Origin of the sequence: Actinomadura alba (assembly GCF_014323705.1) — a bacterium.
Taxonomy (GTDB): Bacteria; Actinomycetota; Actinomycetes; order Streptosporangiales; family Streptosporangiaceae; genus Actinomadura_C; species Actinomadura_C alba.
Window position 1 is genome coordinate 64,892 of record NZ_JABVEC010000001.1, and the last position, 20,957, is coordinate 85,848.

Here is a 20,957-nt window from a genome sequence, read left to right on the forward strand (position 1 = left end):
CGGCCGCGCAGGTTCGACCCATCCGTGAGAGGGCACCCGCTCGAGGGAGCCGCCCGACCCGAGGAGTGACCATGAAGTACATGCTGTTGATCTACAGCTCGCCGCAGACGTGGGATGCCCTGTCGCAGGAGGACCGGGACCGGATGGTGCGCGAGCACTCCGCGTTGTACGAGGAACTCGTCGAGTCCGGAGAGTGGGTGGGCGGCAACATCCTGGCCGACAGGTCGCGGACGAAGTCCGTCCGGATCCGGGGCGGCGAAAGGATGGTCGTAGACGGGCCCTACCTCGAGGCCAAGGAGCATCTCGCCGGCTACGACCTCGTGGAGTGCGACAGCATGGAACGGGCGCTCGAGATCGCGGCGCGCATCCCCGACGCGAGCGTGTGCGGCGTGGAGGTACGCCCGATCATGGATCCGGGCGGTCTGGAGATGTGATGCCGGGCGATCATGGCGACGTTCCGATCGACGAGCTGCTCCGTGGGCTGGCGCCGCAGGTCCTCGGCGCGCTGGTGCGGCGGTGGGACGACTTCGACGCCACCGAGGACGCGCTCCAGGAGGCCCTGATCAGCGCCGCCGTCCAGTGGCCGGCCGAGGGACCGCCCCGCAATCCGCGCGGCTGGCTGGTCACCGTCGCGTCCCGGCGGCTGACCGACCAGAGGCGCCGCGACGCCGCACGGCGGCGCAGGGAGACCACCGCCATGGCCGCCGTGCCGCCGGACGAGCTGGTCGCACCGCCCGCCGACCGGCCGTCCTACGCCCGGGACGACACCCTGACCCTGCTGTTCCTGTGCTGCCATCCGGCCCTGACCCCGGAGTCGCAGGTCGCGCTGACCCTCCGTGCGGTGGGCGGCCTGACCACCGCACAGATCGCCGCTGCCTTCCTCGTCCCCGAGACGACGATGGCCCGGCGGATCAGCCGGGCCAAGCGGCACATCGCGGCGGCCGGCGCGACGTTCGGGCCGTTGTCGGAGCGGGAGCGAGGCGACCGGTTCCCCACGGTCCTGCGCGTGCTGTACCTGATCTTCAATGAGGGCTACACGGCCACCACGGGTACGTCGCTTCGCCGCGCGGAACTGACCGACGAGGCGATCCGGCTCGCCCGCCAGGTGCACGACCTGCTCCCCGACGACGGAGAGGTGGCCGGACTTCTCGCGCTCATGCTGCTCACCGACGCGCGAAGCCCGGCGCGAACGGCTCCGGACGGCTCCCTGGTGCCGCTGGCCGAGCAGGATCGCGGGCGATGGCGGGCCCGGCAGATTCAGGAGGGCGTCGCCCTCATCACCGGTACGCTGCCCCGTTCACTGATCGGGCCTTACCAGTTGCAGGCGGCCATCGCCGCCGTCCACGCCGAGGCCGCGCGGGCCGAGGACACCGACTGGCCGCAGATCCTCGCGCTGTACGACCTGCTGGAGCGGGTCGCGCCGAGCCCTGTGGTGGCGCTCAACCGCGCCGTCGCCCTGGCGATGGTGCGGGGACCGAGGGCCGGGCTCGAGGCGCTGACCGGCCTCGACGCCGACGGCCGCCTCGCCGGGCACCACCGGCTGAGCGCGGTACGCGCCCACCTGCTCGAGATGGCGGGCGACCGGGCGTCGGCGCGCGACTGCTACCGGAACGCCGCCCGGCTGGCGACGAGCCTGCCCGAGCGGCGCTACCTCGAGGCGCGGGCCGCCCGGCCGGCCTGATCCCGGGCGGCCCGCGCGGGCCGGGTCACACGACGGCTCCCGAGTCGGCGGGATCGCGGCGGGGCTTGGCGGCCAGCTTCTTCTTGGGCCGTGGCGGCGCCGACTTGCTGCGCGACTGGAAGATGATCGCCAGCGGCGTGGCGGTGAACACGCTCGACCAGGTGCCGACCGCGATGCCGACGAGCAGGGCGATGGCGAAGTCGGTGAGCGAGTCGCCGCCGAGCAATGCCAGGGCGGCGAGGATGAACACCGCGCCGATGCCGGTGTTCACGGTCCGGGGCACGGTCTGCAGCGATGCCCGGTTGGCGATCGCGGCGAACTTCCCGTCCCGGTCGGCTCCCCAGAGTTCCCGGATGCGGTCGAACACAACGACCGAGTCGTTCACCGAGTATCCGATGACCGTGAGGAGCGCGGCGAGGAAGACCCCGTCGATGGGTTTGCCGAACCAGGCGAACACGCCGGTCACGATCAGCACGTCGTGGAGCATCGCGATCACCGCCCCGGCGCCGAAGGTCCAGCGGAACCGGACCGCCAGATAGGCGAGCTGGGCCAGCAGCGCCACGCCCAGCGCGATCAGTGCCTTCTGCCGGAGCTCGTCGCCGAGGCTGGGCCCGATCAACTCGTCGCGCAGTTTGGTGACCTGCCCGCCCTTCTCCGCGAGGGCGTCGTGGATGCGCCGCTCCTCGTCGTTGTTGAGCTGCTCGGTGCGTACGGAGATGTCGTCCTCGCCCGAGGTCTGGACGACGGCGCGCGGGAATCCGGCGTCGGCGACCGCTTCGCGGGCCGTGTCGACGTTCACGGACCGGCTGGTGGAGTACTCCACGAGGCGCCCGCCGGTGAACTCGACGCCGAAGTTCAGTCCGCGGGTCGCGATGCCGGTCACCGCGATCACGACGGCCAGGGCGGAGATACCCAGCCAGATCCGGCGCCGGCCCATCAGGTCCGGGTTGTGGCGGTCGAGCCAGTCCCGCACCCGGCCGGTCGAGCCGAGGCCGGTCAGCTTGGGCCGCTTGGCGACGAACCCGCGGCTCATCGCGAGGTCCGCGAGCACCCGGGTCACCAGCAGCGCCGACACCAGCGAGGCGAGGACACCGATCGACAGCGTCACGCCGAAGCCGCGCACCGGGCCGGAGGCGAGGAAGAACAGCAGACCGGCGGCGAGCAGGGTGGTGATGTTGGAGTCGGCGATCGCCGAGAACGCCTTGTCGAAGCCCGTGGACAGCGCCCGGCGCGTCCCCTTCGCCGGGGCGGCGGCGTACTCCTCCCTGGCCCGTTCGAACACCAGCACGTTCGCGTCGATCGCCATTCCGATCGCGAGGACGAAGCCCGCCAATCCGGGGAGCGTGAGCGTCGCCCCCAGCGCCACCAGGGTGGCGTACGAGATCAGCGAGTAGCAGGCCAGCGCGATCGCCGCGAGCGCTCCGACCAGGCGGTAGACGACGATGATGAACAGCGCGGTGAGGATGACGCCGATGACTGCCGCCTTGGCGCTGGCGTCGATCGCCGCGTCACCGAGCGTGGGTCCGACCACCCGCTGCTCGATGATGCTGACCGGCACCGGCAGGGCGCCGCCCTGGATCAGCGCCGCCAGGTCCTTGGCCTCTGTCGGGGTGAAGCTTCCGGTGATCTGGGTGGAGCCGCCGGCGATGCCCACGTTGCAGGCCACGGTCTCGTTGACCTGCGGCGAGGAGATCACCTTGTCGTCGAGCACGATGGCGATGCGCCGGGTCGGGTCGCCGATCGGCGAGCAGGCGGCCTTGGCCGTCGCGTCCTTCCACGCCTTTCCGCCGTTACCGCGGAAGTCGACGGTGACGAACCAACCGCTCATGTTCTCTTGGTCGAGACCCGCCTGGGCCCCCTTGATGCCCTGGCCGGTCAGCACCGGCTGGGCCAGCTTGAGGGGCTGTCCCTGTTCGTCCGGCAGGATGCGTTCGCCCGCCGCCGGCTTGGCGTTGGCGTTCTGCTCGACCCCGAGCACGGGGTGGACGGTGAGCTGGGCGGTGCGGCCGATCACGTCGGCCGCCTTTCTGGGATCTTGTACGTCGGGGAGCTCGACGATGATGCGCCGCTCCCCCGACCTGGTCAGCGAGGACTCGGCCACGCCGAGGGCGTCCACTCGCCGGCGCAGCACCTCCAGTGCCCGGTCGGTCGACTCCTGGTTCGCCTTGGCGGTCGGCGAATCCTTGGTCTCGAGCACGATCTGCGTGCCGCCGCGCAGGTCGAGTCCGAGGCGGGCGGGCGTGGTGAACGCGAAGAAAAGTGATCCGGCGATTACGGCGAGCGCGAGCAGCGCCCGCACCATGGTGGCGCGAGACAAGGAAGAACCTCCACGGGAACGGCGGCCGCCGCTGTCACGGCACACCACGGGTGACGGGGCGGCCACGGCCGCCCGGCCGACAGGGACGTCAGAAATCCGTGGAGAACGGCGGTGCCCGGCCGCGGGGGGTGCCCACGTGCGCGCCCGGGACCGGGTCGGCGCGGCCGGCGCCGGCCCGGACGAGGCCGGACGCCGGTGCGGAGAGCCCCGTGCCCGAGGCGAGCACGGCCGGCACCGCACCGTGCTCGTACGGGGACTGCGTCGGCTGAGCGGGCTGTGCGGGCTGCGCGGACTGCAAGAGCGCCGTGGCGGCCGTGTGGTGGGTGTGATGACCGGAACGCTCGGTGCTCGCGGAACCGCGCCCGCCCCTGGAGGCGCGCGGGGCGCCCTGGGAGGGCGACTTCTTCAGCGACACGGTCTGCTGCGCGACACCCGGTGCGTGGCCCGCCGCGGCGGCGGTTGGTGCCGCGACCGCCGGCGAGAGCACGAAGCCCAGCAGGCCCAGCAGGAGCAGCAGCACCCGCGAGGCCGTACCCGGCTCGCCACAGCCGGCGGGACGGCCGGCGCCGCACTCATTCACAGGCCACCCCTCCCCCGGCGACGGCTCCGATACGCAGTGCACACCTTACCCACCATCATCAGCGCGAACACGCGATCACGCGATCACGCACCGGGCGGCGCGGAGCAGGGGAAGGAAAGACTCAACAGCCGAAGAGACCCGCGAAGCCCAGCAGGATCAGCAGCGCCCGCGAGAGAGCACTCGGCGCGGCCGGCGACCGGCCGATGCCATGCCTGTTCACACCCACCCCTCACCCGGCACTACGCAACCTGCAGCCTACCCACGATCATCGCGCGACATCGTCCGGGAGACCGGCGGCCACCTCTGGTGCGTCATCGTGGCCCGCCTCACCGGCCGGCAATGACGTCGGACGACTGGCGATCATCCATGCGCGGCTCGCCGCCCCCGAATCCGCCGCCACATGATCCACAGCGCCAGTTGTATCGCGGCGAGCCGGCGGCCCCGCGCGACCATCCGCGCGCCGCGCCACATCATCGGCAGGCCGCTCGCGACCTCGGCACGGCCGTCGGAACGGACCACGATCAGCAGTGGGCGCCGGCAGGGCCGCTCACCGAGACGACCGGCGAGGACCGGGAATTCGGCGGCAAGGTGCGGGTCCCGGCACGATCGGGTCAGCACGGCCGGGACCAGCACGTCGGACAACCGCGCCGCGATGGCGGAACAACTGCCGCAGGCCGCATCGTAGATCACCACGAGCGTCGTCACCACGGGCGTCGTCACCACGCGGTCAGCGCGATCCCGGTGGCGAGCGCCGTCGCCGTGGCCAGCGCCGTCCCCACGGCGAGCAGCCTGCGGTGAGCCCGCCACAGTTCCTCCCACGCTCCGTCGCCGCCATGACCGATGCTCACCGCGGGCATGATCCAGCGTGCCGCCGCGAACCCCGCCCCGGCGGCCAGGGCCCCATGGAACGGCAGCGCCAGCAGGATGGCCAGCAGCACCAGATGAGGCAGGGCCGACGGCGAGTACGTGCGCATTCCGGTGCCCATCTCGAACCCGAACTGGATCGTCCCCACGAGGCGGCCACGATGCTGCACGTGTTCGGGAACGAGGCGTTGGTTCTCGGGCACCGGCAGTGTCACCAGCCCGCCCTCGCGCAACAGCACGGCCACCGCCACCAGGCCGAGCAGCCCGAGCCGTACGGGCAAGGGCAGCAGCACCTGCACCAGGCCGCCCAACACGGCGCCGACGAGGGCGACCAGCAACGCACCGAACTGCAGACCGAGCCCGAAGCTCATCAGCGGACCAGAACCGCGCCAGACCGGCGCGCTCAGCAGAAACGCCGAGTTGTTGCTTCAAGTGGAGCCCGAGTTGGCGTATCCCGCGTTGAGGCCCGCCCACGAGAACGCCAGGAGCGCCAGCACGGTCCCGACCGATCCCTGAGCACCCGGGCCGGCCGTGGCCAGCGCCGCTGGAACGGCGGCTCCGAGCACGATCGGCAGGGCCACACTGAGCGGATGCAGCAGGGCCCGGCGGAGCCGGCCGTCTGCCGCATCCGCAGCCGTGGCTGAATCAGTGGTCACGAAAGTTCCTCATCACGCGATCCGCCGGCTACCCGTAGACGCCCACGAAGCACACGGCGATGGTCAGGCCGGCCTTGTTGGTCCCGTCGTCCCAGTAGATGTGAGTCCAGGCGTCCGAGCATCGGAAGGTGTTACCGCTGGGGGTGGACCACCGCCAGGCGTTCCTGGTGTTGCAGTAGTTCGTGCTGCGCTGGGACCAGATGTCCTCGTACCACGGGCTGGAGTAGATAAAGTGACCGTCCCAGTGGCGGTTCTCCGCGTTGCAGGGGCGGCCTCCCCTGCGCCAGCCGCCGTAGCAGACCGCGGGGCCTTCCCACCAGTTGCTCGACTGCCCGTCGTACCCACCCACCCCTCCGCAGTGCGGGTCGGTCCACTCCGATGAGGGAGCGACCCGCGCCGTGGCCGCGCGACGGGAGAGGGCCCAGTCGAAAGGCACCAAGGTGGCTGCGATCGCCGCGGCCCCCAAGCCCTTGACCATGGTCCGCCGTGACGCCGGAGGGTTGGGGATGAGCTCACGGATCCGACTCGGGGCGGCGTCGGCCGGAGCGGTGTCCATGGATGGGATCAGGTCAAAGCGCACGGCTACTCCCGGCGGGTTCGGGTGCTGAGACAAGGTCGGCGAGGAGGGCGGGAACGTCGGTGTCGCCGTAGACGAACCGGCGATCGGTCACGCGGCCCGCATCGTCGATCAGAAAGACACAGGGGGTGTAGCCCTCGGACAGGGCGGCCCACAGATCGGGGTCCACGGTGCTCGCCACTCCAGGGACGTCGTCGAACGAACCGGCCGCGTCCGCTGAGGCGAACAGCGCCACGATTCGTACGTCAGTGAGATCTCGGGCCGGGGCGTACTCGGAGACGGCGTGCCACACGAGCTTGCAGGCGGCGCAGCCGTCGTTGAGCAGCAGCACCAGGATGTTCCTCTCGTCTCCCGTGGGCCGCAGCGCCTCCGGCGCCAGCAGTACCTCATCCGCGAGCAGGGCGCTCCGCGGGTTCAGCGCGGTCCGCTCCAGCAGGCGGAGCCTGGAGTAGACGGCGCCGACGGCCAGCACGGCGAAGGTGGACAGGAGCAGGGAGACAAGGGCGAGGGCGGTCGGCAGACTCATCATGGACTCGTCACGCCGCCCAGGCGACCTTCAGACCGGACAGCACGGTGTTCACGTGGTTCTCCTCCACCGCGCTCTTGAGCCTGACGCCGGGGGGCGGTTCGCTCCGGAAGGTGACATCGAACACCGAGGTCGCGTTCGCGAACGTGTAGCGCCACTCGAAGGGCGTCCCCTTCAGCTTGGCCGCCTGCTCCTCGCGCAGGTCCAGTCGGCTCCGCCAGACCTCGGCGTCTCCCTGCGCCTGACCCCGCCAGGTGGGCAGGTCGTCCCGCACGTTCCGGGCGTCCCTGATGATGACTGTCATGCGCGCGTCCGATCCGACCAGCATGGTCCCGTGCTGCTGGAGGTTCGCGGCGGGCTTTGCGGTCAGCCGCGCGCCGGCGGGCGAGTCGGCGAACGTCAGCATCGAGACGATGCGGTTCAGGACCGCGGGACGCGGAGGAGGACCGCCGAACCACGTGCTGGCCTCGTTGTGCGGCCCCACGAAGACAAGGCAGCCGTCCGAGCGGTCCGCCGCCTCGTACAGCACCAGATCGAAGCCACGCCTGCGAAAGATCTCCGTACGCGCACCCGGCAGGATCTTCTCTGGAATCACCTTGTGCTCACCGGCCTGCGCGAGGTCGAAGTGCCGGATGAACTTGGGACCGCTAAGTCTGGTGGCCCCGTGCCACTTCAGGGTGCCCGCCTCCGCGGGCAGCGATACCGAGACGCGAGCGCCGTCCGCGGCGACGCGGACGACTTCAGACAGAGCTGTGACCATGGGCCCTTCTCTCTTCAGCATCTCCCACCATGGACGTTGGACGTCCTATGTCAGCGATCGCCGACATTGCGGTGGAATCTACCGATTCCCGGGGGCGCGCCACAGCTGTCACGTCTCCCCCATTTCGGCGCGAGCATCATCAATTCCTGGCACTGGAACAGGGGATCGATTGAGTACGCCAGAGGCCTGCGTTGAGTAGGCCTCGACCGAGCCATGTCGCAGAGAGATCGAGTTTGCCCAGCTCGGCCCGGAATCTGACGTCGAGCGTGGGATAGGCCCGATAGAGACGGGGCGCTCAAGGACTGGTGCGTGAGCGGTGCCCCCACGCCGGTGGGACGCCCCCCGAGCACCGTTACCGTTCCGTATCCCGCACGACGTGTTCCGGACGCTTCGTATTCATCTGGTCCTGGCCACTGGTGGACAGGGTCTGGAGTTGATCTTGACTTCGTTTGGGGTGGTACGTGGATCACCGACTGGCAGAGGGACCGCTCATGCTCAAGGGAAGAGCCGAGGAACGGTCTGAAATCGACCGGTTGATCAGCCGTGCTCGTTCCGGAGCGGGCGGGGTTGTCGTGATCAAGGGTCAGGTCGGCAGCGGCAAGACGGCGCTGCTCGACGACGTCGGCCGGACCGCCGAGGGGGTGCGGGTACTGCGCGGTGCCGGTTTCGAATCGGAGGCCGAGCTGCCGTTCGCCGCTCTGCACATGCTGCTGCGTCCCGTCCACTCTCACATCAAGGCGCTGGGCGGGGCGCAGGCCACCGCGCTCAACGCCGCATTGGAGTTCGGTGCCGAACGGAACACCGATCATCACGTCATCAGACCGGCATTACTCTCCGTGTTGTCCGCGCTGGCCGCCGAACGGCCTCTGCTCTGTCTCGTCGATGACGCGCAATGGGTGGACCATGCCTCCGCCGAGGCGCTGCTGTTCACCGCCCGCCGACTCGGTTCCGAAGGAATCGCGCTGGTCATCGCGGCTCGTGACGACGACCAGGTGCTCGCCGGGGCCGGACTCCCGGAGCTCCGGCTAGGACCCCTGGACCATACGTCCGCGGCGGCCGTCGTCGCGCAGAGGGACCCAGGACTGGTGCCACCGGCCAGGGACCGGATCATTGCGGAGGCCCGTGGTAATCCGCTGGCGCTCTCGGAACTCCTCACCGCGCTGACACCGGCACAGAGAGCCGGTCGGCTGAACCCGTACGCGTTTCACCATGGCGCGGTCGCGGTCACCGGGCCGGCTCAGGGGTTCTTCAAAAAGGCGCTCGGGCGGCTTCCCGTCCCCACCCGGGCCCTGCTCTTGCTGGCGGCCGCCGTCGACACCCCCGAACTCGGCCTCGTGCTGCGGGCGGCGCGGCGGTCCGGTGCAACCCTCGCGGACCTGGGCGCCGCCGAACAGGCCCGCCTCGTGCACGTCACAGGTTCCACCGTGGCCTTCTCTCACCCGCTGATCCGGGCCGTCGCGTATCACGACGTGACGGCCGCTGAACGGCAAGCCGCCCATCGCGACCTCGCGGAGGCCGCCGGTGACGACGTGAACCTGCGCGCCTGGCAGTTGGCCGCGGCCACGGCCGGGCCGGATGAGGAGGTGGCGGCCGAACTGGAACGCGTGGCCGAACACAGCGGCGATCAGTATGCGTACGCGGCCTATGAACGCGCTGCACGGCTCACGGCGGATCGGGAGAGAGGCACCCGGATGCTGGCCGCGGCGGCCGCGGCGGCGGGTCGGGCGGGCTTGTTGCGCGGAGCGCTCGAACTCGCCGAGCAGGTGGTCACGCTGACCGACGATCCGTCGATGCGAGCCACCGCCGCCCGCGTCCAGGCCGCCGCGGGGTTCGAGCAGGGAGCACCACTGCCGGCCGGCCGCACCCTGCTGGAGGGAGCGGAACTCATCCACGCCCATGAGCCGGCAAAGGCGATGCTCATGCTGGTGGAGGCGATCCGATGCGGCCTCCACGCGGCTGACACCGACCTTGTCCGGGTGGCGCGGTCTCGGCTTGGCGCCCTCTCGCTGCCCGCGTCTTCCCCCCTGGTGTCGCTCTCTTCTGCACTGTCCGCTGTGATGACCCCCCCGGGCCGCACCGAAGCCGATGATCCGCATGCCGTGCTCGAGCTGGCCAAGGCGGCGAGGGCCTCTGTGCCCGCAGAGGTGGCCGAGGGAATCATGGTGGTGTCGCTTGACCTCACAGTCATCGGTCATGGCGAGTGCGCGACGGCCGACGCCTTGGTGGCCGAGACTCTGGTGGCGGAGTGCCGGGAGGGCGGCACGACGCGCTTGTTGCCCCATGCGCTCCAAGTGCTCGCCCAGGCGCACATGTATCGGGGCCGCCACGGTCAGGCGTCCGCTGCCGCCACCGAGGGCCTGAATCTCGCATCGAAGAGCGGGCAGTTCCATCGCGCGAGTCAGCTGAAGAACGTTCTCGCCTGGCTCGCCGCCGTCGAGGGCGACGAGGATCGCTGCACCGCTCTGGCGATGGACGGCATGGAGTACGCCACCGCTCAGGGCATGATCCCCGGTATCGCGCTGGGGACCTGGGCGCTGGCGCTGCTCGACCTGGGATACACCCGCGATGAGGAGGCCCTCATCCGGTTGGAGAGCCTCTGGTCCGGCGAGTCGCTCATCGGGCCCGTCCGCCTTGCTTCCGACCACATCGAGGCGGCGGTCCGGTGTGGGCGGCCGGACCAGGCGAGTCGCCCACTCGCTCTTCTCGAGAAACGGGTTGACGGGAGCAGGAATCCCGTGGCCGCCGCGGTGGCTCTTCGCTGCAAGGCACTGACGAGTCACGGGAAGCAGGCCGAGCGGTACTACGAGGCCGCCATGCAGATGCACGAAAAGATCGACCAACCTTACGAGCGGGCTCGCACCCAGCTGGCCTATGGCGAATGGCTGCGTCGCATCCGTCGAAAGTCCGCCGCCCACAACCCGCTGAGCGCGGCCGCGGACACCTTCGAACGGCTTGGCGCCAAACCTTGGGCGGCTCGAGCCCGGGCCGAACTGAAGGTGATGAGCTCCGCCACCGCCCCGGAGCCGATGTCCGGCCTCCTCGGCCAACTCACTCCACAGGAGCGCCAGGTCGTGCGACTGGCGGCGACGGGTGCCAGCAACGGCGCAATCGGTGCCCGGCTCTTCCTGAGCCCCCGGACCGTCGGCAACCATCTCTATCGGGCCTATCCCAAGCTCGGCGTCAAATCCCGGGCCGAGCTGGGCAAACTCGACCTCCCCGAGACCTAGCTCGGTCGAGCCCTACTCAACGCACGCCTCTGGCTTACTCAATCGATCCCCTGTTCCGGTGCCACGAATTGATGATGCTCGCACCGAAATGGGGAGACGCGACAACTGTGGCGCGCCCCCTGGGAACCGGTAGATTCCACGCCAATGAGACGTCGGGCGTGGGACATCCGACGTCCCCAGTTGAAACACACAATGATCTACGTAAGGGAGTGGCTATGAAGCGAGTTCGCACCCGGCTGGGCCGGTCAGCGATCCTGTGCACCGTCGCCGGAACGGCGCTCGCGCTGACCGCGACGCCTGCGCTGGCGGATGAGATCTCCACACTTGTATACGGCGACTCCGGCGCTTATCTGGGTTCCGGCAAGTGGGTCTCGGCTACATCCGGGGCCAATGAAAACGGATATATATCAGCCTACGACGCCTATTGCGATGGCGACAACGGGATCATCGGGGCGCTCTACAAGCAGGTCTCGGGAAGCTGGCAGCGGACCAACCTTGTCAGCCAGCGAGGCTGCGGGCAGACGAACACCACGCAGATCAAACCTCCGCCCACCGGTCCCGCCTATGGCGCGTACGTCCGCTTCCGAGTGTGCAAGCTGCTACCGGACGGAACCTGGAAGGACTGCCAGGACAAGTACGGCTACAACCGGTACCAGTAGAATCAGCGGAAAATAGTGGTGGAGTTACCTCCACCACTATTTTCGTGTCGGCTCACCTGAGCCCGGCCGGCAAGGATTCCAATTCGCCCGGGGGAATCTTGCAAGCTCAGCCACCACCGTGGGCAAGCCGGGTCAGCCGCTTCGAGCTGATCGTCACGGGCTTGGCGTACGATTCAGATCTCCAGCGCGCAGGGCCTTGTGGAGAGGAAGAGTGGAAGATCCTCGTCGGCTGATTCCTCGTACGGACGCCCTGCTCGCCGATCCGCGGTTCGCCGTGGCTCGGGAACGGCTCGGCCACGACCGGGTCAAAGCGGTGGTCACGGCGGCCCAGCGGCGTGCCCGTGCCGGAGAGATCGCCCCGCAGGAGGTTGCGCAGACGGCGCTGGCCGCGCTGCCACGAGGCACGACGGGACTGCGACCGGTCCTCAACGCGACCGGCGTCATCCTGCACACCAACCTGGGGCGCGCTCCCCTGTCGGCGGCGGCGCGGGAGGCCCTCCAGCTTGCGGCCGGGGCGACCGACGTCGAACTCGACCTCGCCACTGGCGCCCGGGGCAGGCGCGGTCGGTTGGCGCTGGCGGCGCTGGCAGGCGCCGTGCCCGTGGCGGAGTCGGTGCATGTGGTCAACAACAATGCCGCCGCACTGGTGCTGGCCGCCACCGCGCTGGCCGCCGGACGGGAGATCGTGATCAGCCGGGGCGAGCTCATCGAGATCGGCGACGGTTTCCGCCTTCCCGAACTCCTGGTCTCCACGGGGGCCCGGCTACGCGAGGTCGGCACGACCAACCGGACGACACCCGACGACTACAGGCGCGTCATCGGACCGGAAACCGGGTTCGTGCTGAAGGTGCATCCGTCGAACTATCGGATCGAGGGGTTCACGTCGGGCGCGAGCGTCGCCGCCCTCGCCGCGCTGTGCATGGAACGCAAGGTCCCTCTCGTGGGCGATATCGGGTCGGGACTGCTGCGCCCCGAGCCGATGCTGCCCGACGAGCCCGACGCCGCGAGCTGGCTCGGTCTGGGCGCCGATCTCGTCACCGCCAGCGGCGACAAACTGCTCGGAGGGCCGCAGTGCGGGTTGCTGCTGGGGCGTGCCGATCTGGTCGAGCGGCTTCGCCGTCACCCGCTCGCCCGCGCGCTGCGTGTGGACAAGCTCACCATGGCCGCCCTGGAGGCCACGCTCAACGACACCGACACGCCGGTCAGCCGCGCGCTTGGCGTCGGCGCCGCACAGCTCCGCCAGCGTGCCGAGCACATCGCCGGGCGGCTGCGAGAGGCCGGGGTGGGCGCCGGCGTCGTCACATCGGAGGCGGTCGTCGGTGGTGGCGGCGCTCCGGAGGTCACCCTGCCCAGCGTGGCCGTCGCACTCGAAGCGGGCTTGTCTGTGGCGCTGCGGCACGGCACACCCCCCGTGCTCGGCCGGGTGACGGACGGCCGCTGCCTGCTCGACCTACGGACGCTGCCCGCCGAAGACGACGAAACGCTGATAGACGCCGTACGGGGAGCGGCCGCATGCGGGTGATCGCCACGGCCGGCCACGTCGACCACGGCAAGTCCACCCTGCTACGGGCGCTGACCGGAATGGAGCCCGACCGCTGGGAGGAAGAGCGCCGCCGCGGTCTCACCATCGACCTCGGTTTCGTCTGGACGACCGCACCCGACCTGGCGTTCGTGGACGTCCCAGGGCACGAGCGGTTCCTCACCAACATGCTCGCCGGCGTGGGCCCGGTGCCCGCCGTGATGTTCGTGGTCGCCGCGGACGCCGGATGGCAGGCCCAGTCGCGGGAACACCTCGAGGTCCTCGACGCCCTCGGAATCCGGCATGGTGTGCTCGTGGTGACCCGGGCCGATCTGGCCGATCCCTCCGCGGCCCTCGGGCAGGCCGCCCAGAAGCTGTCCGGGACCGGCCTGGCCGGGGTGCCCGCCGTCGCGGTGAGCGCCACGACCGGAGCAGGCCTCCCGGAACTGCGTGACGAACTCGCCCGGATGGCCGCCCTGCTACCGGGTTCCGACCCTGACTCCGGTGTTCGGCTGTGGATCGATCGGGTGTTCACCATCACCGGGCGAGGCACCGTCGTCACCGGCACCCTCGGTGCGGGCACGGTACGAGTCGGTGATCGGCTCCGCATGGCGGGCAGCGATGAGGAGCTGCACGTTCGAGGGTTGCACACCCTTGAGCATCCGGTCGAGCAGGTCGATCCCCCGGCCAGGATCGCGATCAATGTGCGCGGCCGCGCCGCCGACGGGTTGCGCCGCGGAGATGCGCTACTCACCCCCGGCCGCTGGCTCGACACCGAGATCTTCGACGTGCGGTCCAGCTCGGCCGACCGGACGCCTCCGCCCCGGCAGGTGACCTTCCATACGGGCGCCGCCGCAATCCCCGCCACCGTCCGGCCACTCGGCGCGGACTTCTGCCGGATCACCCTCCGTCGGCCGCTGCCGCTGCGGGTCGGCGACCGGACGCTGCTGCGCGATCCCGGTAGCCGCCGGATCTGGGACGCCACGGTCATGGACGTACGGCCACCGCGGCTTCAGCGGCGCGGCGCGGCCGCCCACCGCACCGCGCAACTGGGACAGGTCACTGGGACACCCGATGGAGCGGCCTTGGTACGTCTGCACGGACTGATCCGGCGAGCCGACCTGATCGCGATGGGAGTGAAGCCGCCTGCGGAACCGGTGACGAGCGACTGGGTGGCCGACCCCGAGCACTGGATCGCCCTTGGCGAACGCCTCACCCGAACCATCCAAGATCACGCGGTCCGGCAACCACACGACCCGGGCCTTTCCGTCGAAGCCGCCCGGCGGCAGCTCGACCTACCCGACCGCTCGCTGGTCGAGGCACTGGTCACAGGCACCCCGCTGCGGCTACGCCGCGGCAAGCTCTTCGCGCAGCAGGAGGTCCCGACTCTGCCTCCGGACCTCAGGCACGCCGTCGACACCGTCCGGGCCGAACTGGCCGACTCGCCATTCCGTGCCCCTCAAGCGGACCGCCTGACCGTCCTCGGCCTGCATACCCGCGCGCTGGCCACCGCGCACGCCGCACAGCTGCTGCTGCGCATCACCGACGGCATCGTGCTGCTCCCCGACGCTGAGGAGCAGGCCGTACGCATCCTCGGCAAGCTTCCCCAGCCGTTCACCGTTACACAGGCGCGGCAGGCCCTCGACACCACCCGCCGAGTGGCACTGCCACTGCTGGAGTACCTGGACCGCCGTGGCCGTACGGTCCGGATCGATGACCTCCACCGGCGGCTACGTGAACACCGACCGCCGACCGGAGGATAAGATCACCCGCGCGGTCGGGCGCCACTTTCCCCTGGGAGGCACCCGTCTCAAGGAGGCGAATGGGTGCCTGGTGGCCCCCCCGGTCTTCAAAACCGAGGTGACCGAGCAGCTCGGTCAGGCGGGTTCGATTCCCGTCCGCCTCCGCTGCGCGGGCGTGATCGTGCAGTTGTGGGCGGTGCCGCGCCACAGCGACCGGGAGCGCGGCACCGCCTCAGACAGCGAGAACGCGGAATTCAGCAACCCACCAGCTGGGCGGCGAGGAAGGACTCGACCTGGCCGATGGCGATCCGTTCCTGGTTCATCGAGTCGCGCTCCCGGACCGTCACCGCGTCGTCTTCCAGGGTGTCGAAGTCAACGGTGATGCAGTAGGGGGTGCCGATCTCGTCCTGGCGGCGGTAACGGCGGCCGATCGCACCCGCGTCGTCGAAGTCGACGTTCCAGTTGCGGCGCAACTGCGCCGCGAGATCGCGCGCCTTCGGCGAGAGGTCCGCGTTGCGCGACAGCGGCAGCACGGCCGCCTTGACCGGGGCGAGCCGGTGGTCGAGCCGCATGACGGTGCGCTTCTCCAGTTTGCCTTTCGCGTTCGGCGCCTCGTCCTCGGCATAAGAGTCGATCATGAAGGTGAGGACGCAGCGGTCGACGCCGGCGGCCGGCTCGATGACGTACGGCACGAACCGTAGGTTGCGCTCCTGGTCGAAGAACGACAGGTCGGTGCCCGAGGCCTTGCCGTGCACCGTCAGGTCGTAGTCGGTGCGGTTGGCGATGCCCTCCAGCTCGCCCCACTGCGTGCCGGTGAAGTCGAAGCGGTACTCCACGTCGACCGTGCGCTTGGAGTAGTGCGACAGCTTCTCCTGCGGGTGCTCGTACAGCCGCAGGTTCTCCTTGCGGATGCCGAGGTCGACATACCACTGCATGCGCTGGTCGATCCAGTACTGGTGCCATTCCTCGTCGCCGCCCGGCTCGACGAAGAATTCCATCTCCATCTGCTCGAACTCGCGGGTGCGGAAGATGAAGTTGCCCGGGGTGATCTCGTTGCGGAACGACTTGCCGATCTGCCCGATGCCGAACGGGATCTTGCGGCGCGCGGACTGCTGGACGTTGAGGTAGTTGACGAAGATGCCCTGTGCGGTCTCGGGCCGCAGGTAGGCGAGGCCGGACTCGTCCTCGACCGGGCCGAGGTAGGTCTTGAGCAGCCCGTTGAACATCTTCGGCTCGGTGAAGGCGCCCTTGGTACCGCAGTTCGGGCAGCCCAGGTCGGCGAGGCCGTTCGCGGGCGGCCGGCCATGCCGTTCGACGTAGGCCTCTTCGAGGTGGTCGGCCCGGTAGCGCTTGTGGCAGGACTGGCACTCGGTGAGAGGGTCGACGAAGGCGTCGACGTGACCGCTGGTCTGCCAGACCTCACGGGCGAGCACGACGCAGGAGTCGAGGCCGACCACGTCGTCGCGGCCCTGCACCATGGACTTCCACCACTGCCGCTTGACGTTGTTCTTCAGCTCGACGCCGAGCGGCCCGTAGTCCCAGGACGCACGCAGCCCGCCGTAGATCTCACTCGACGGGTACACCAGACCTCGCCGCTTGGCGAGGCTGACGATCGTGTCCAACACGTCGGAACGACGGGCCATGGCAGTTCTCCATCCGGCTGGCGGTCGGTGGGATTGGTCGCACGCATCTGAACCGCGCGGCTTCAGTGATCCCCGGTGGGCGCTCGGCCCGGCCGCCCGGCCGGATCCTGCGCCAATGGGGTCCCAGCTTAGGGCACATTCGCGCTCATGCGGGAGGTGACCTGTCAACGCGGGGTCAGTGGACGAGCCCGTCGATGATGTTGCTGTCGATATTGATCGTGACGCCGCCGTGTCGCTCCTTGTGCCCGCCCCGGTACTGCTTGATCCGGCGGTGGGGGTGCCACCACGTGTCCGGGATGTAGGGATCGCCGTACACGTCGGCCTTGCGGTTCCAGTGGGCGAACCAGATCGCCTTCGGCTTGGTGACGCCCTTGGCCAGGCCGAGGTCCATGATCCCGGAGGCCACGCTGCTGTAGACGCCCGAGCGGTAATGGCGCCGGTGGAGCCCGCGGCTCCACTCGTGCAGGAACCGCAGCACGTCCTCGCGGCACCTCGTCTTGCGGCTGTCGTATGCCTCCATGTCGAAGTAGATCGGGGCGCGGCGGCCGATGCCGAGGGCCTTCGCCCGCCGTACGGCGTCGTAGGCCGACAGCCGTCCCTCGGTGGCCGGCCGCTCCATCGTGTAGCCGTCCTGGTAGCGCTTGTTGCACGGTGCCTGAAGGCCGACGTAGGTCGGGATCAGCCGGTAGCCCATCCGCCGTACCGACCGCACCCAGCTCCTGGTGAGGTGGTTCTGCGAGCAGCCACGGGCGGCGCCGCCGATGTAGATGTTGGCGATCCGGTAGGTGCGGCGCCAGGCCCGCATCGCCCGCAGCGAGGGGGCCGTACAGGTGTCGAAGCCCCGTCCGGTCGTCCACGGCCGGCGCCTCACCGGGCGCCCGGCGGTTGCGGCGGTACGGGTGGCGGCGGGGGCGGTAGAGGTGCGGGCGGTGGTGGCGGCGGTAGTGGCGGTAGTGGCGGGTCCGCCGGAGAAGAACGCCGGACCCGGCCACCAGGGTGCCCGCTCGCTTCCGCGTAACGCCCGTTCGACCGTGCCGCGGTCCGAGCCGTAGGTCGCCGTGACCATCACCCCAGCGTCGTGGAGCGGCAGCCGGATCTCGCGCTCGATGCCGCCGGGCAGGGCGGACCCGGCCGCCGACATGCTCTGCGGGGCCGCCCCGCGCCGTCCTCCGGAGGTCCGGCCGAGCACCCTCTCGATCTCTGCGCGCGCCTCGGTGCCCGGGCCGAAGGCCGGCGGGATCGGCTCGATGTGCAGTGCCTCGGTGCGGCCGACGACGCGGGCGGGGCACTGCTGCTCCGCGCCGGGCCGACCGAGATAGACCGCGTGCCGGTCGAACCGCACGCAGCGGCCCGGCTCCCGGTCGAGCCGGTACACGGGCCATCCGGCCGGTACGGGCAGCCGCAGGCCGCCGTACTGGATCGTCTTCGTGGCCGGGCCGCGGCCGGGCTGCGAAGCGGGCGGTGAGCGGTCCGACGCCACCAGCGCGGCCGCCGCGATCCAGAGGGTCACGGTCAGTGCGACGGCACGGCGCATCATCACCCCCCGGGACCCGTGATCTCAGCCTTGATCGCCAGGTCGGCGGGAACTCAAACGAACAGGCCGGCGACTCGCGCAGATCTTTCCCTGCGGGATGCGCCCGGTTGACCCGCGACTGGCCGGGGACGGGACCACGGCCGGCCGAACCGGCCCCCGCTCAGTGCGGCTCGGCCGCCACGATCTCGTAGGCGCCCGGCTCGTCGATGGCGAGCGTCGAGAGCGGGATGAAGGCCATCCGCACGTCGTCGGTCCCGAGTGCCCTGCGGTAGAACCCGGCGCCGTCCCACTCGGTGACGAGGGCCCACAGCGTCGGATCGTCGAGGGTGCGACCGAGCCGGCCGTACCGGTGGCCGGGACAGGCCGACAGCGCCTGCAGCACCGCGCTCGCCTGGTCGGTGAAGGTCGCGGAGTCCTCGATGGGCACGTGGCAGCGGGTTATGGCGATCACGTCCTCATCCTGGCAGCGTGGCCGCGTACCTTTGACCCGGGGCCGCCTTCGAGCACGGCGGGCCCTCGATTGGACGAGCGGCGAAAACGAACGGTGGGCGATGGGTACCAGAGAGTCGGGCGCGGGTGGGCGTGATCCTCGGGCGGACGGCGCGGGCGGGTTCCGAGCCGAGGTCGAACGGCGCAGCGCGACCCTCGTGGTCTTCCTGCACCGCCTGCCGCGCTGGACCCTCCTGGTCGCGATCTTCGCGGTCCTGGCCGTCGGCATGCTCGGCACGGGCTGGCTCGGGGCGTCGGCGCTGCTCGTGCTCGCCTCGTTCCTGGCCTGGTTCGCGTTCCTGAACTGGCCGACGCTGGACGCCTCCGGGAAGCTGCTCAGGATCGCCGGTGTGGGCGTTCTGCTGGCCTTCGCGGTAGATCACGCGCTCGGCGTGTTTTGACAATCGTTTTCATCTTCATTCACACTAATACGGTGATTAGCTCTCGTAATGTCCGACGTATGGTCTCAAGTACCGCACTCGCGGTCACCGCGCTGACCCTGACGGCCGCCTGCAGCGGCAATCCAGGCTCCGCGACGGCGAGCGCCGGCAGAACCGAAGTGATCGGCGCCTTCTACCCGATGGTCTGGATCGCCGAGCGGGTCGGCGGAGCCGACGTCTCGGTCCGTGGGCTCACCAAGCCCGGCGCCGAGCCCCATGATCTCGAGCTCACCCCGCGCCAGATCGCCGACGTCGGCAAGGCGAAGTTCGTCGTGTACGTCAAGGGCGTGCAGCCCGCCGTCGACGAAGCGGTGGCCCAGCACGCCAAGGACCGTTCACTCGACGCGGCGAGCGTGGTGAAGACGCTTCCGCTGACGGCCGAGGAGTCGGAGGCCGAGCACGCCGGGGAGGAGCACAGCGAGGAGGGACACGGCCACGAGACCTCGTACGACCCGCACATCTGGCTGGACCCGAGCCGCCTGGCGACCATCGCGACCACGCTCGGCGAGCGGCTCGCGGCCGCCGATCCCGCGCACGCGGCCGGCTACCGCGCCAACGCCGCGTCGGTCGCCGGAGAGCTCGGGGCGCTGGACAAGGAGTTCGCCGCCGGCCTGCGGCAGTGCTCCCAGAAGACCTTCGTGACCGCGCACGCGGCCTTCGGTTACCTCGCCGACCGCTACGGCATGAAGCAGGTGCCCATCGCCGGCGTCGACCCACAGAACGAGCCGTCACCGAAGCGACTGGCCGAGCTCACCCGGGTCGTGCGCGACAACAAGGTCTCGACGATCTTCACGGAGACGCTGGTGAGCCCGAAGGTGGCGCAGACGCTGGCCAAGGAGGCCGGAGTCCGGACCGCCTCGCTCGACCCGCTCGAGGGAGTGGCCGAGGGTTCCAAGGACGACTACCTTTCCGTCATGCGTCGCAATCTGCAGGCGCTCCGCACCGCGTCGAGCTGCACATGAGCGGTGCCGTGTTCACGATGACCGGCGGCCGCGTGCGGCTGGACGGCAAGGACGTGCTCAAGGACATCGACCTGCGGGTCGCGCCCGGCGACGTGCTCGCGGTGCTCGGCCCGAACGGGTCGGGCAAGTCCACGCTGATCCGGGCCCTGCTCGGCCTGGTGCCCATGGCGGCCGGCCGGACCGAGATCTACGGCTCGACACCGGCCCGCTTCCGCGACTGGAAGCGCGTCGGCTACGTCCCGCAGCGCCTGACCGTGGGCGGCGGGGTGCCCGCCACGGTGCGCGAGGTCGTCGCGTCGGGCCGGATCGCGCGCCAGTCGCGGTTCCGCCCGTCCTCGAAGGCCGACCGGGCAGCGGTCGACCGAGCCCTGGCCGCCGTCGACCTCGCCGACCGCGCGCGCGATCCGGCGCACCGCCTGTCCGGCGGCCAGCAGCAGCGGGTGCTCATCGCCCGGGCGCTGGCCGGTGAGCCCGACGCGTTCGTCATGGACGAGCCCACCGCCGGCGTCGACTCCGCGAGCCAGGCCGCCCTCGCCGCCACGCTGAGCCGGCTCACCGCCGAGGGCCGTACGGTCGTGCTGGTCGCACACGAGCTCGGCCCACTGGAGCCCCTGATCACCCGTGCCGTCGTCCTCGAGACGGGGCGGGTCGTGCACGACGGCGCTCCGCCACAGCCCGAGGGCGCCTGTGCCCTGCCCGGGCATCAGCACGTCCACCCGCATGCAAGAGACCCTGAGACCGCCGCCATCGCGTCCTGGGATCCCACGTGACCAGGAGAGAC

Annotated in this window: 20 protein-coding genes and 1 tRNA gene; 10 read left to right on the top strand and 11 right to left on the bottom strand. The window is 70.3% G+C overall.

Translation table 11 applies throughout. From position 1 onward, the window contains the following. Positions 1 to 71 precede the first annotated feature (71 nt). Both HKK74_RS00325 and HKK74_RS00330 read left to right on the top strand, forming a co-directional pair. The gene (locus tag HKK74_RS00325) at positions 72 to 434 is read left to right on the top strand and encodes a YciI family protein (RefSeq protein ID WP_187240877.1); all 363 of its coding nucleotides are present in this window, start codon (positions 72 to 74) and stop codon (positions 432 to 434) included. Further along, positions 434 to 1,681 carry an RNA polymerase sigma factor gene (locus HKK74_RS00330; RefSeq protein WP_187240878.1) on the top strand — a complete coding sequence of 416 codons (1,248 nt, stop codon included), beginning with the start codon at positions 434 to 436 and terminating at the stop codon, positions 1,679 to 1,681. Before HKK74_RS00325 ends, HKK74_RS00330 begins: the two co-directional genes overlap by 1 nt. Positions 1,682 to 1,706: 25 nt before the next feature. On the opposite strand, the gene secD is transcribed toward HKK74_RS00330, so the two are convergent. From secD to HKK74_RS00370, 8 genes are all read right to left on the bottom strand, one after another. Continuing rightward, positions 1,707 to 3,998 (bottom strand): protein translocase subunit SecD, encoded by a 2,292-nt coding sequence (secD, locus tag HKK74_RS00335; protein WP_222721723.1) that lies wholly within the window; start codon positions 3,996 to 3,998, stop codon positions 1,707 to 1,709. Positions 3,999 to 4,086: 88 nt separating this feature from the next. After that, a complete protein-coding gene (locus HKK74_RS00340) occupies positions 4,087 to 4,578 on the bottom strand; it encodes a hypothetical protein (protein WP_187240879.1) in 492 nt (163 codons plus the stop codon). Between the two features lie 360 nt (positions 4,579 to 4,938). After that, entirely contained in the window at positions 4,939 to 5,301 is a 363-nt protein-coding gene (locus HKK74_RS00345) for a hypothetical protein (RefSeq protein WP_187240880.1), read from the bottom strand. Then, the gene (locus HKK74_RS00350) at positions 5,295 to 5,813 is read right to left on the bottom strand and encodes a hypothetical protein (RefSeq protein ID WP_187240881.1); all 519 of its coding nucleotides are present in this window, start codon (positions 5,811 to 5,813) and stop codon (positions 5,295 to 5,297) included. The genes HKK74_RS00345 and HKK74_RS00350 overlap by 7 nt, the downstream gene beginning before the upstream one ends. A gap of 57 nt (positions 5,814 to 5,870) precedes the next feature. Continuing rightward, positions 5,871 to 6,098: a hypothetical protein gene (locus HKK74_RS00355; protein ID WP_187240882.1), complete on the bottom strand. Its 228-nt coding sequence runs from the start codon at positions 6,096 to 6,098 to the stop codon at positions 5,871 to 5,873. Between the two features lie 28 nt (positions 6,099 to 6,126). Beyond that, on the bottom strand, positions 6,127 to 6,654 hold the full coding sequence (locus HKK74_RS00360; RefSeq protein WP_187240883.1) for a hypothetical protein: 528 nt from the start codon (positions 6,652 to 6,654) through the stop codon (positions 6,127 to 6,129). Between the two features lie 13 nt (positions 6,655 to 6,667). Next, on the bottom strand, positions 6,668 to 7,201 hold the full coding sequence (locus HKK74_RS00365) for a hypothetical protein (protein ID WP_187240884.1): 534 nt from the start codon (positions 7,199 to 7,201) through the stop codon (positions 6,668 to 6,670). A gap of 10 nt (positions 7,202 to 7,211) precedes the next feature. Further along, positions 7,212 to 7,961 (bottom strand): hypothetical protein, encoded by a 750-nt coding sequence (locus tag HKK74_RS00370; protein WP_187240885.1) that lies wholly within the window; start codon positions 7,959 to 7,961, stop codon positions 7,212 to 7,214. A 491-nt stretch (positions 7,962 to 8,452) separates the two neighbouring features. Between HKK74_RS00370 and HKK74_RS00375 the strand changes: the two genes are divergently transcribed. From HKK74_RS00375 to HKK74_RS00395, 5 genes are all read left to right on the top strand, one after another. After that, positions 8,453 to 11,188 (top strand): helix-turn-helix transcriptional regulator, encoded by a 2,736-nt coding sequence (locus HKK74_RS00375; protein ID WP_187240886.1) that lies wholly within the window; start codon positions 8,453 to 8,455, stop codon positions 11,186 to 11,188. A gap of 215 nt (positions 11,189 to 11,403) precedes the next feature. Next, positions 11,404 to 11,847 (top strand): hypothetical protein, encoded by a 444-nt coding sequence (locus HKK74_RS00380; RefSeq protein ID WP_187240887.1) that lies wholly within the window; start codon positions 11,404 to 11,406, stop codon positions 11,845 to 11,847. Positions 11,848 to 12,058: 211 nt separating this feature from the next. Next, positions 12,059 to 13,369 carry an L-seryl-tRNA(Sec) selenium transferase gene (gene selA / locus HKK74_RS00385; protein WP_187240888.1) on the top strand — a complete coding sequence of 437 codons (1,311 nt, stop codon included), beginning with the start codon at positions 12,059 to 12,061 and terminating at the stop codon, positions 13,367 to 13,369. Continuing rightward, positions 13,360 to 15,129 (top strand): selenocysteine-specific translation elongation factor, encoded by a 1,770-nt coding sequence (gene selB / locus HKK74_RS00390; RefSeq protein WP_187240889.1) that lies wholly within the window; start codon positions 13,360 to 13,362, stop codon positions 15,127 to 15,129. Before selA ends, selB begins: the two co-directional genes overlap by 10 nt. Positions 15,130 to 15,180: 51 nt before the next feature. Continuing rightward, a tRNA-Sec gene (locus tag HKK74_RS00395) sits at positions 15,181 to 15,274 on the top strand. Positions 15,275 to 15,362: 88 nt separating this feature from the next. Here HKK74_RS00395 and HKK74_RS00400 read toward each other — a convergent pair. The 3 genes from HKK74_RS00400 to HKK74_RS00410 form a co-directional block, all read right to left on the bottom strand. After that, positions 15,363 to 16,751, bottom strand: coding sequence for a glycine--tRNA ligase (locus tag HKK74_RS00400; protein ID WP_187240890.1), 1,389 nt, complete (start codon positions 16,749 to 16,751; stop codon positions 15,363 to 15,365). A 175-nt stretch (positions 16,752 to 16,926) separates the two neighbouring features. Further along, positions 16,927 to 18,285 (bottom strand): DUF1906 domain-containing protein, encoded by a 1,359-nt coding sequence (locus HKK74_RS00405; protein WP_222721725.1) that lies wholly within the window; start codon positions 18,283 to 18,285, stop codon positions 16,927 to 16,929. Positions 18,286 to 18,445: 160 nt separating this feature from the next. Beyond that, positions 18,446 to 18,736 (bottom strand): antibiotic biosynthesis monooxygenase family protein, encoded by a 291-nt coding sequence (locus HKK74_RS00410; protein ID WP_187240892.1) that lies wholly within the window; start codon positions 18,734 to 18,736, stop codon positions 18,446 to 18,448. A gap of 100 nt (positions 18,737 to 18,836) precedes the next feature. On the opposite strand from HKK74_RS00410, the gene HKK74_RS00415 reads away from it, so the two are divergent. From HKK74_RS00415 to HKK74_RS00425, 3 genes are read left to right on the top strand one after another with little or no spacing between them, the layout of a single operon-like run. After that, a complete protein-coding gene (locus HKK74_RS00415; protein WP_187240893.1) occupies positions 18,837 to 19,175 on the top strand; it encodes a DUF6703 family protein in 339 nt (112 codons plus the stop codon). A 59-nt stretch (positions 19,176 to 19,234) separates the two neighbouring features. Beyond that, on the top strand, positions 19,235 to 20,176 hold the full coding sequence (locus tag HKK74_RS00420) for a metal ABC transporter substrate-binding protein (RefSeq protein ID WP_187240894.1): 942 nt from the start codon (positions 19,235 to 19,237) through the stop codon (positions 20,174 to 20,176). After that, positions 20,173 to 20,946, top strand: a complete 774-nt coding sequence (locus HKK74_RS00425) for a metal ABC transporter ATP-binding protein (protein ID WP_246491096.1) — start codon at positions 20,173 to 20,175, stop codon at positions 20,944 to 20,946. The genes HKK74_RS00420 and HKK74_RS00425 overlap by 4 nt, the downstream gene beginning before the upstream one ends. Positions 20,947 to 20,957: the final 11 nt, after the last annotated feature.

What these genes read in the sequence shown, in the direction of transcription:
- HKK74_RS00325 (WP_187240877.1), top strand. Translation starts at nt 72, where the DNA reads ATGAAGTACATGCTGTTGATCTACAGCTCGCCGCAGACGTGGGATGCC.
- HKK74_RS00330 (WP_187240878.1), top strand. Translation starts at nt 434, where the DNA reads ATGCCGGGCGATCATGGCGACGTTCCGATCGACGAGCTGCTCCGTGGG.
- HKK74_RS00350 (WP_187240881.1), bottom strand. Translation starts at nt 5,813, where the DNA reads ATGAGCTTCGGGCTCGGTCTGCAGTTCGGTGCGTTGCTGGTCGCCCTC.
- HKK74_RS00360 (WP_187240883.1), bottom strand. Translation starts at nt 6,654, where the DNA reads ATGGACACCGCTCCGGCCGACGCCGCCCCGAGTCGGATCCGTGAGCTC.
- HKK74_RS00365 (WP_187240884.1), bottom strand. Translation starts at nt 7,201, where the DNA reads ATGAGTCTGCCGACCGCCCTCGCCCTTGTCTCCCTGCTCCTGTCCACC.
- HKK74_RS00370 (WP_187240885.1), bottom strand. Translation starts at nt 7,961, where the DNA reads ATGGTCACAGCTCTGTCTGAAGTCGTCCGCGTCGCCGCGGACGGCGCT.
- HKK74_RS00375 (WP_187240886.1), top strand. Translation starts at nt 8,453, where the DNA reads ATGCTCAAGGGAAGAGCCGAGGAACGGTCTGAAATCGACCGGTTGATC.
- HKK74_RS00380 (WP_187240887.1), top strand. Translation starts at nt 11,404, where the DNA reads ATGAAGCGAGTTCGCACCCGGCTGGGCCGGTCAGCGATCCTGTGCACC.
- selB (WP_187240889.1), top strand. Translation starts at nt 13,360, where the DNA reads ATGCGGGTGATCGCCACGGCCGGCCACGTCGACCACGGCAAGTCCACC.
- HKK74_RS00400 (WP_187240890.1), bottom strand. Translation starts at nt 16,751, where the DNA reads ATGGCCCGTCGTTCCGACGTGTTGGACACGATCGTCAGCCTCGCCAAG.
- HKK74_RS00405 (WP_222721725.1), bottom strand. Translation starts at nt 18,285, where the DNA reads ATGCGCCGTGCCGTCGCACTGACCGTGACCCTCTGGATCGCGGCGGCC.
- HKK74_RS00415 (WP_187240893.1), top strand. Translation starts at nt 18,837, where the DNA reads ATGGGTACCAGAGAGTCGGGCGCGGGTGGGCGTGATCCTCGGGCGGAC.
- HKK74_RS00420 (WP_187240894.1), top strand. Translation starts at nt 19,235, where the DNA reads ATGGTCTCAAGTACCGCACTCGCGGTCACCGCGCTGACCCTGACGGCC.
- HKK74_RS00425 (WP_246491096.1), top strand. Translation starts at nt 20,173, where the DNA reads ATGAGCGGTGCCGTGTTCACGATGACCGGCGGCCGCGTGCGGCTGGAC.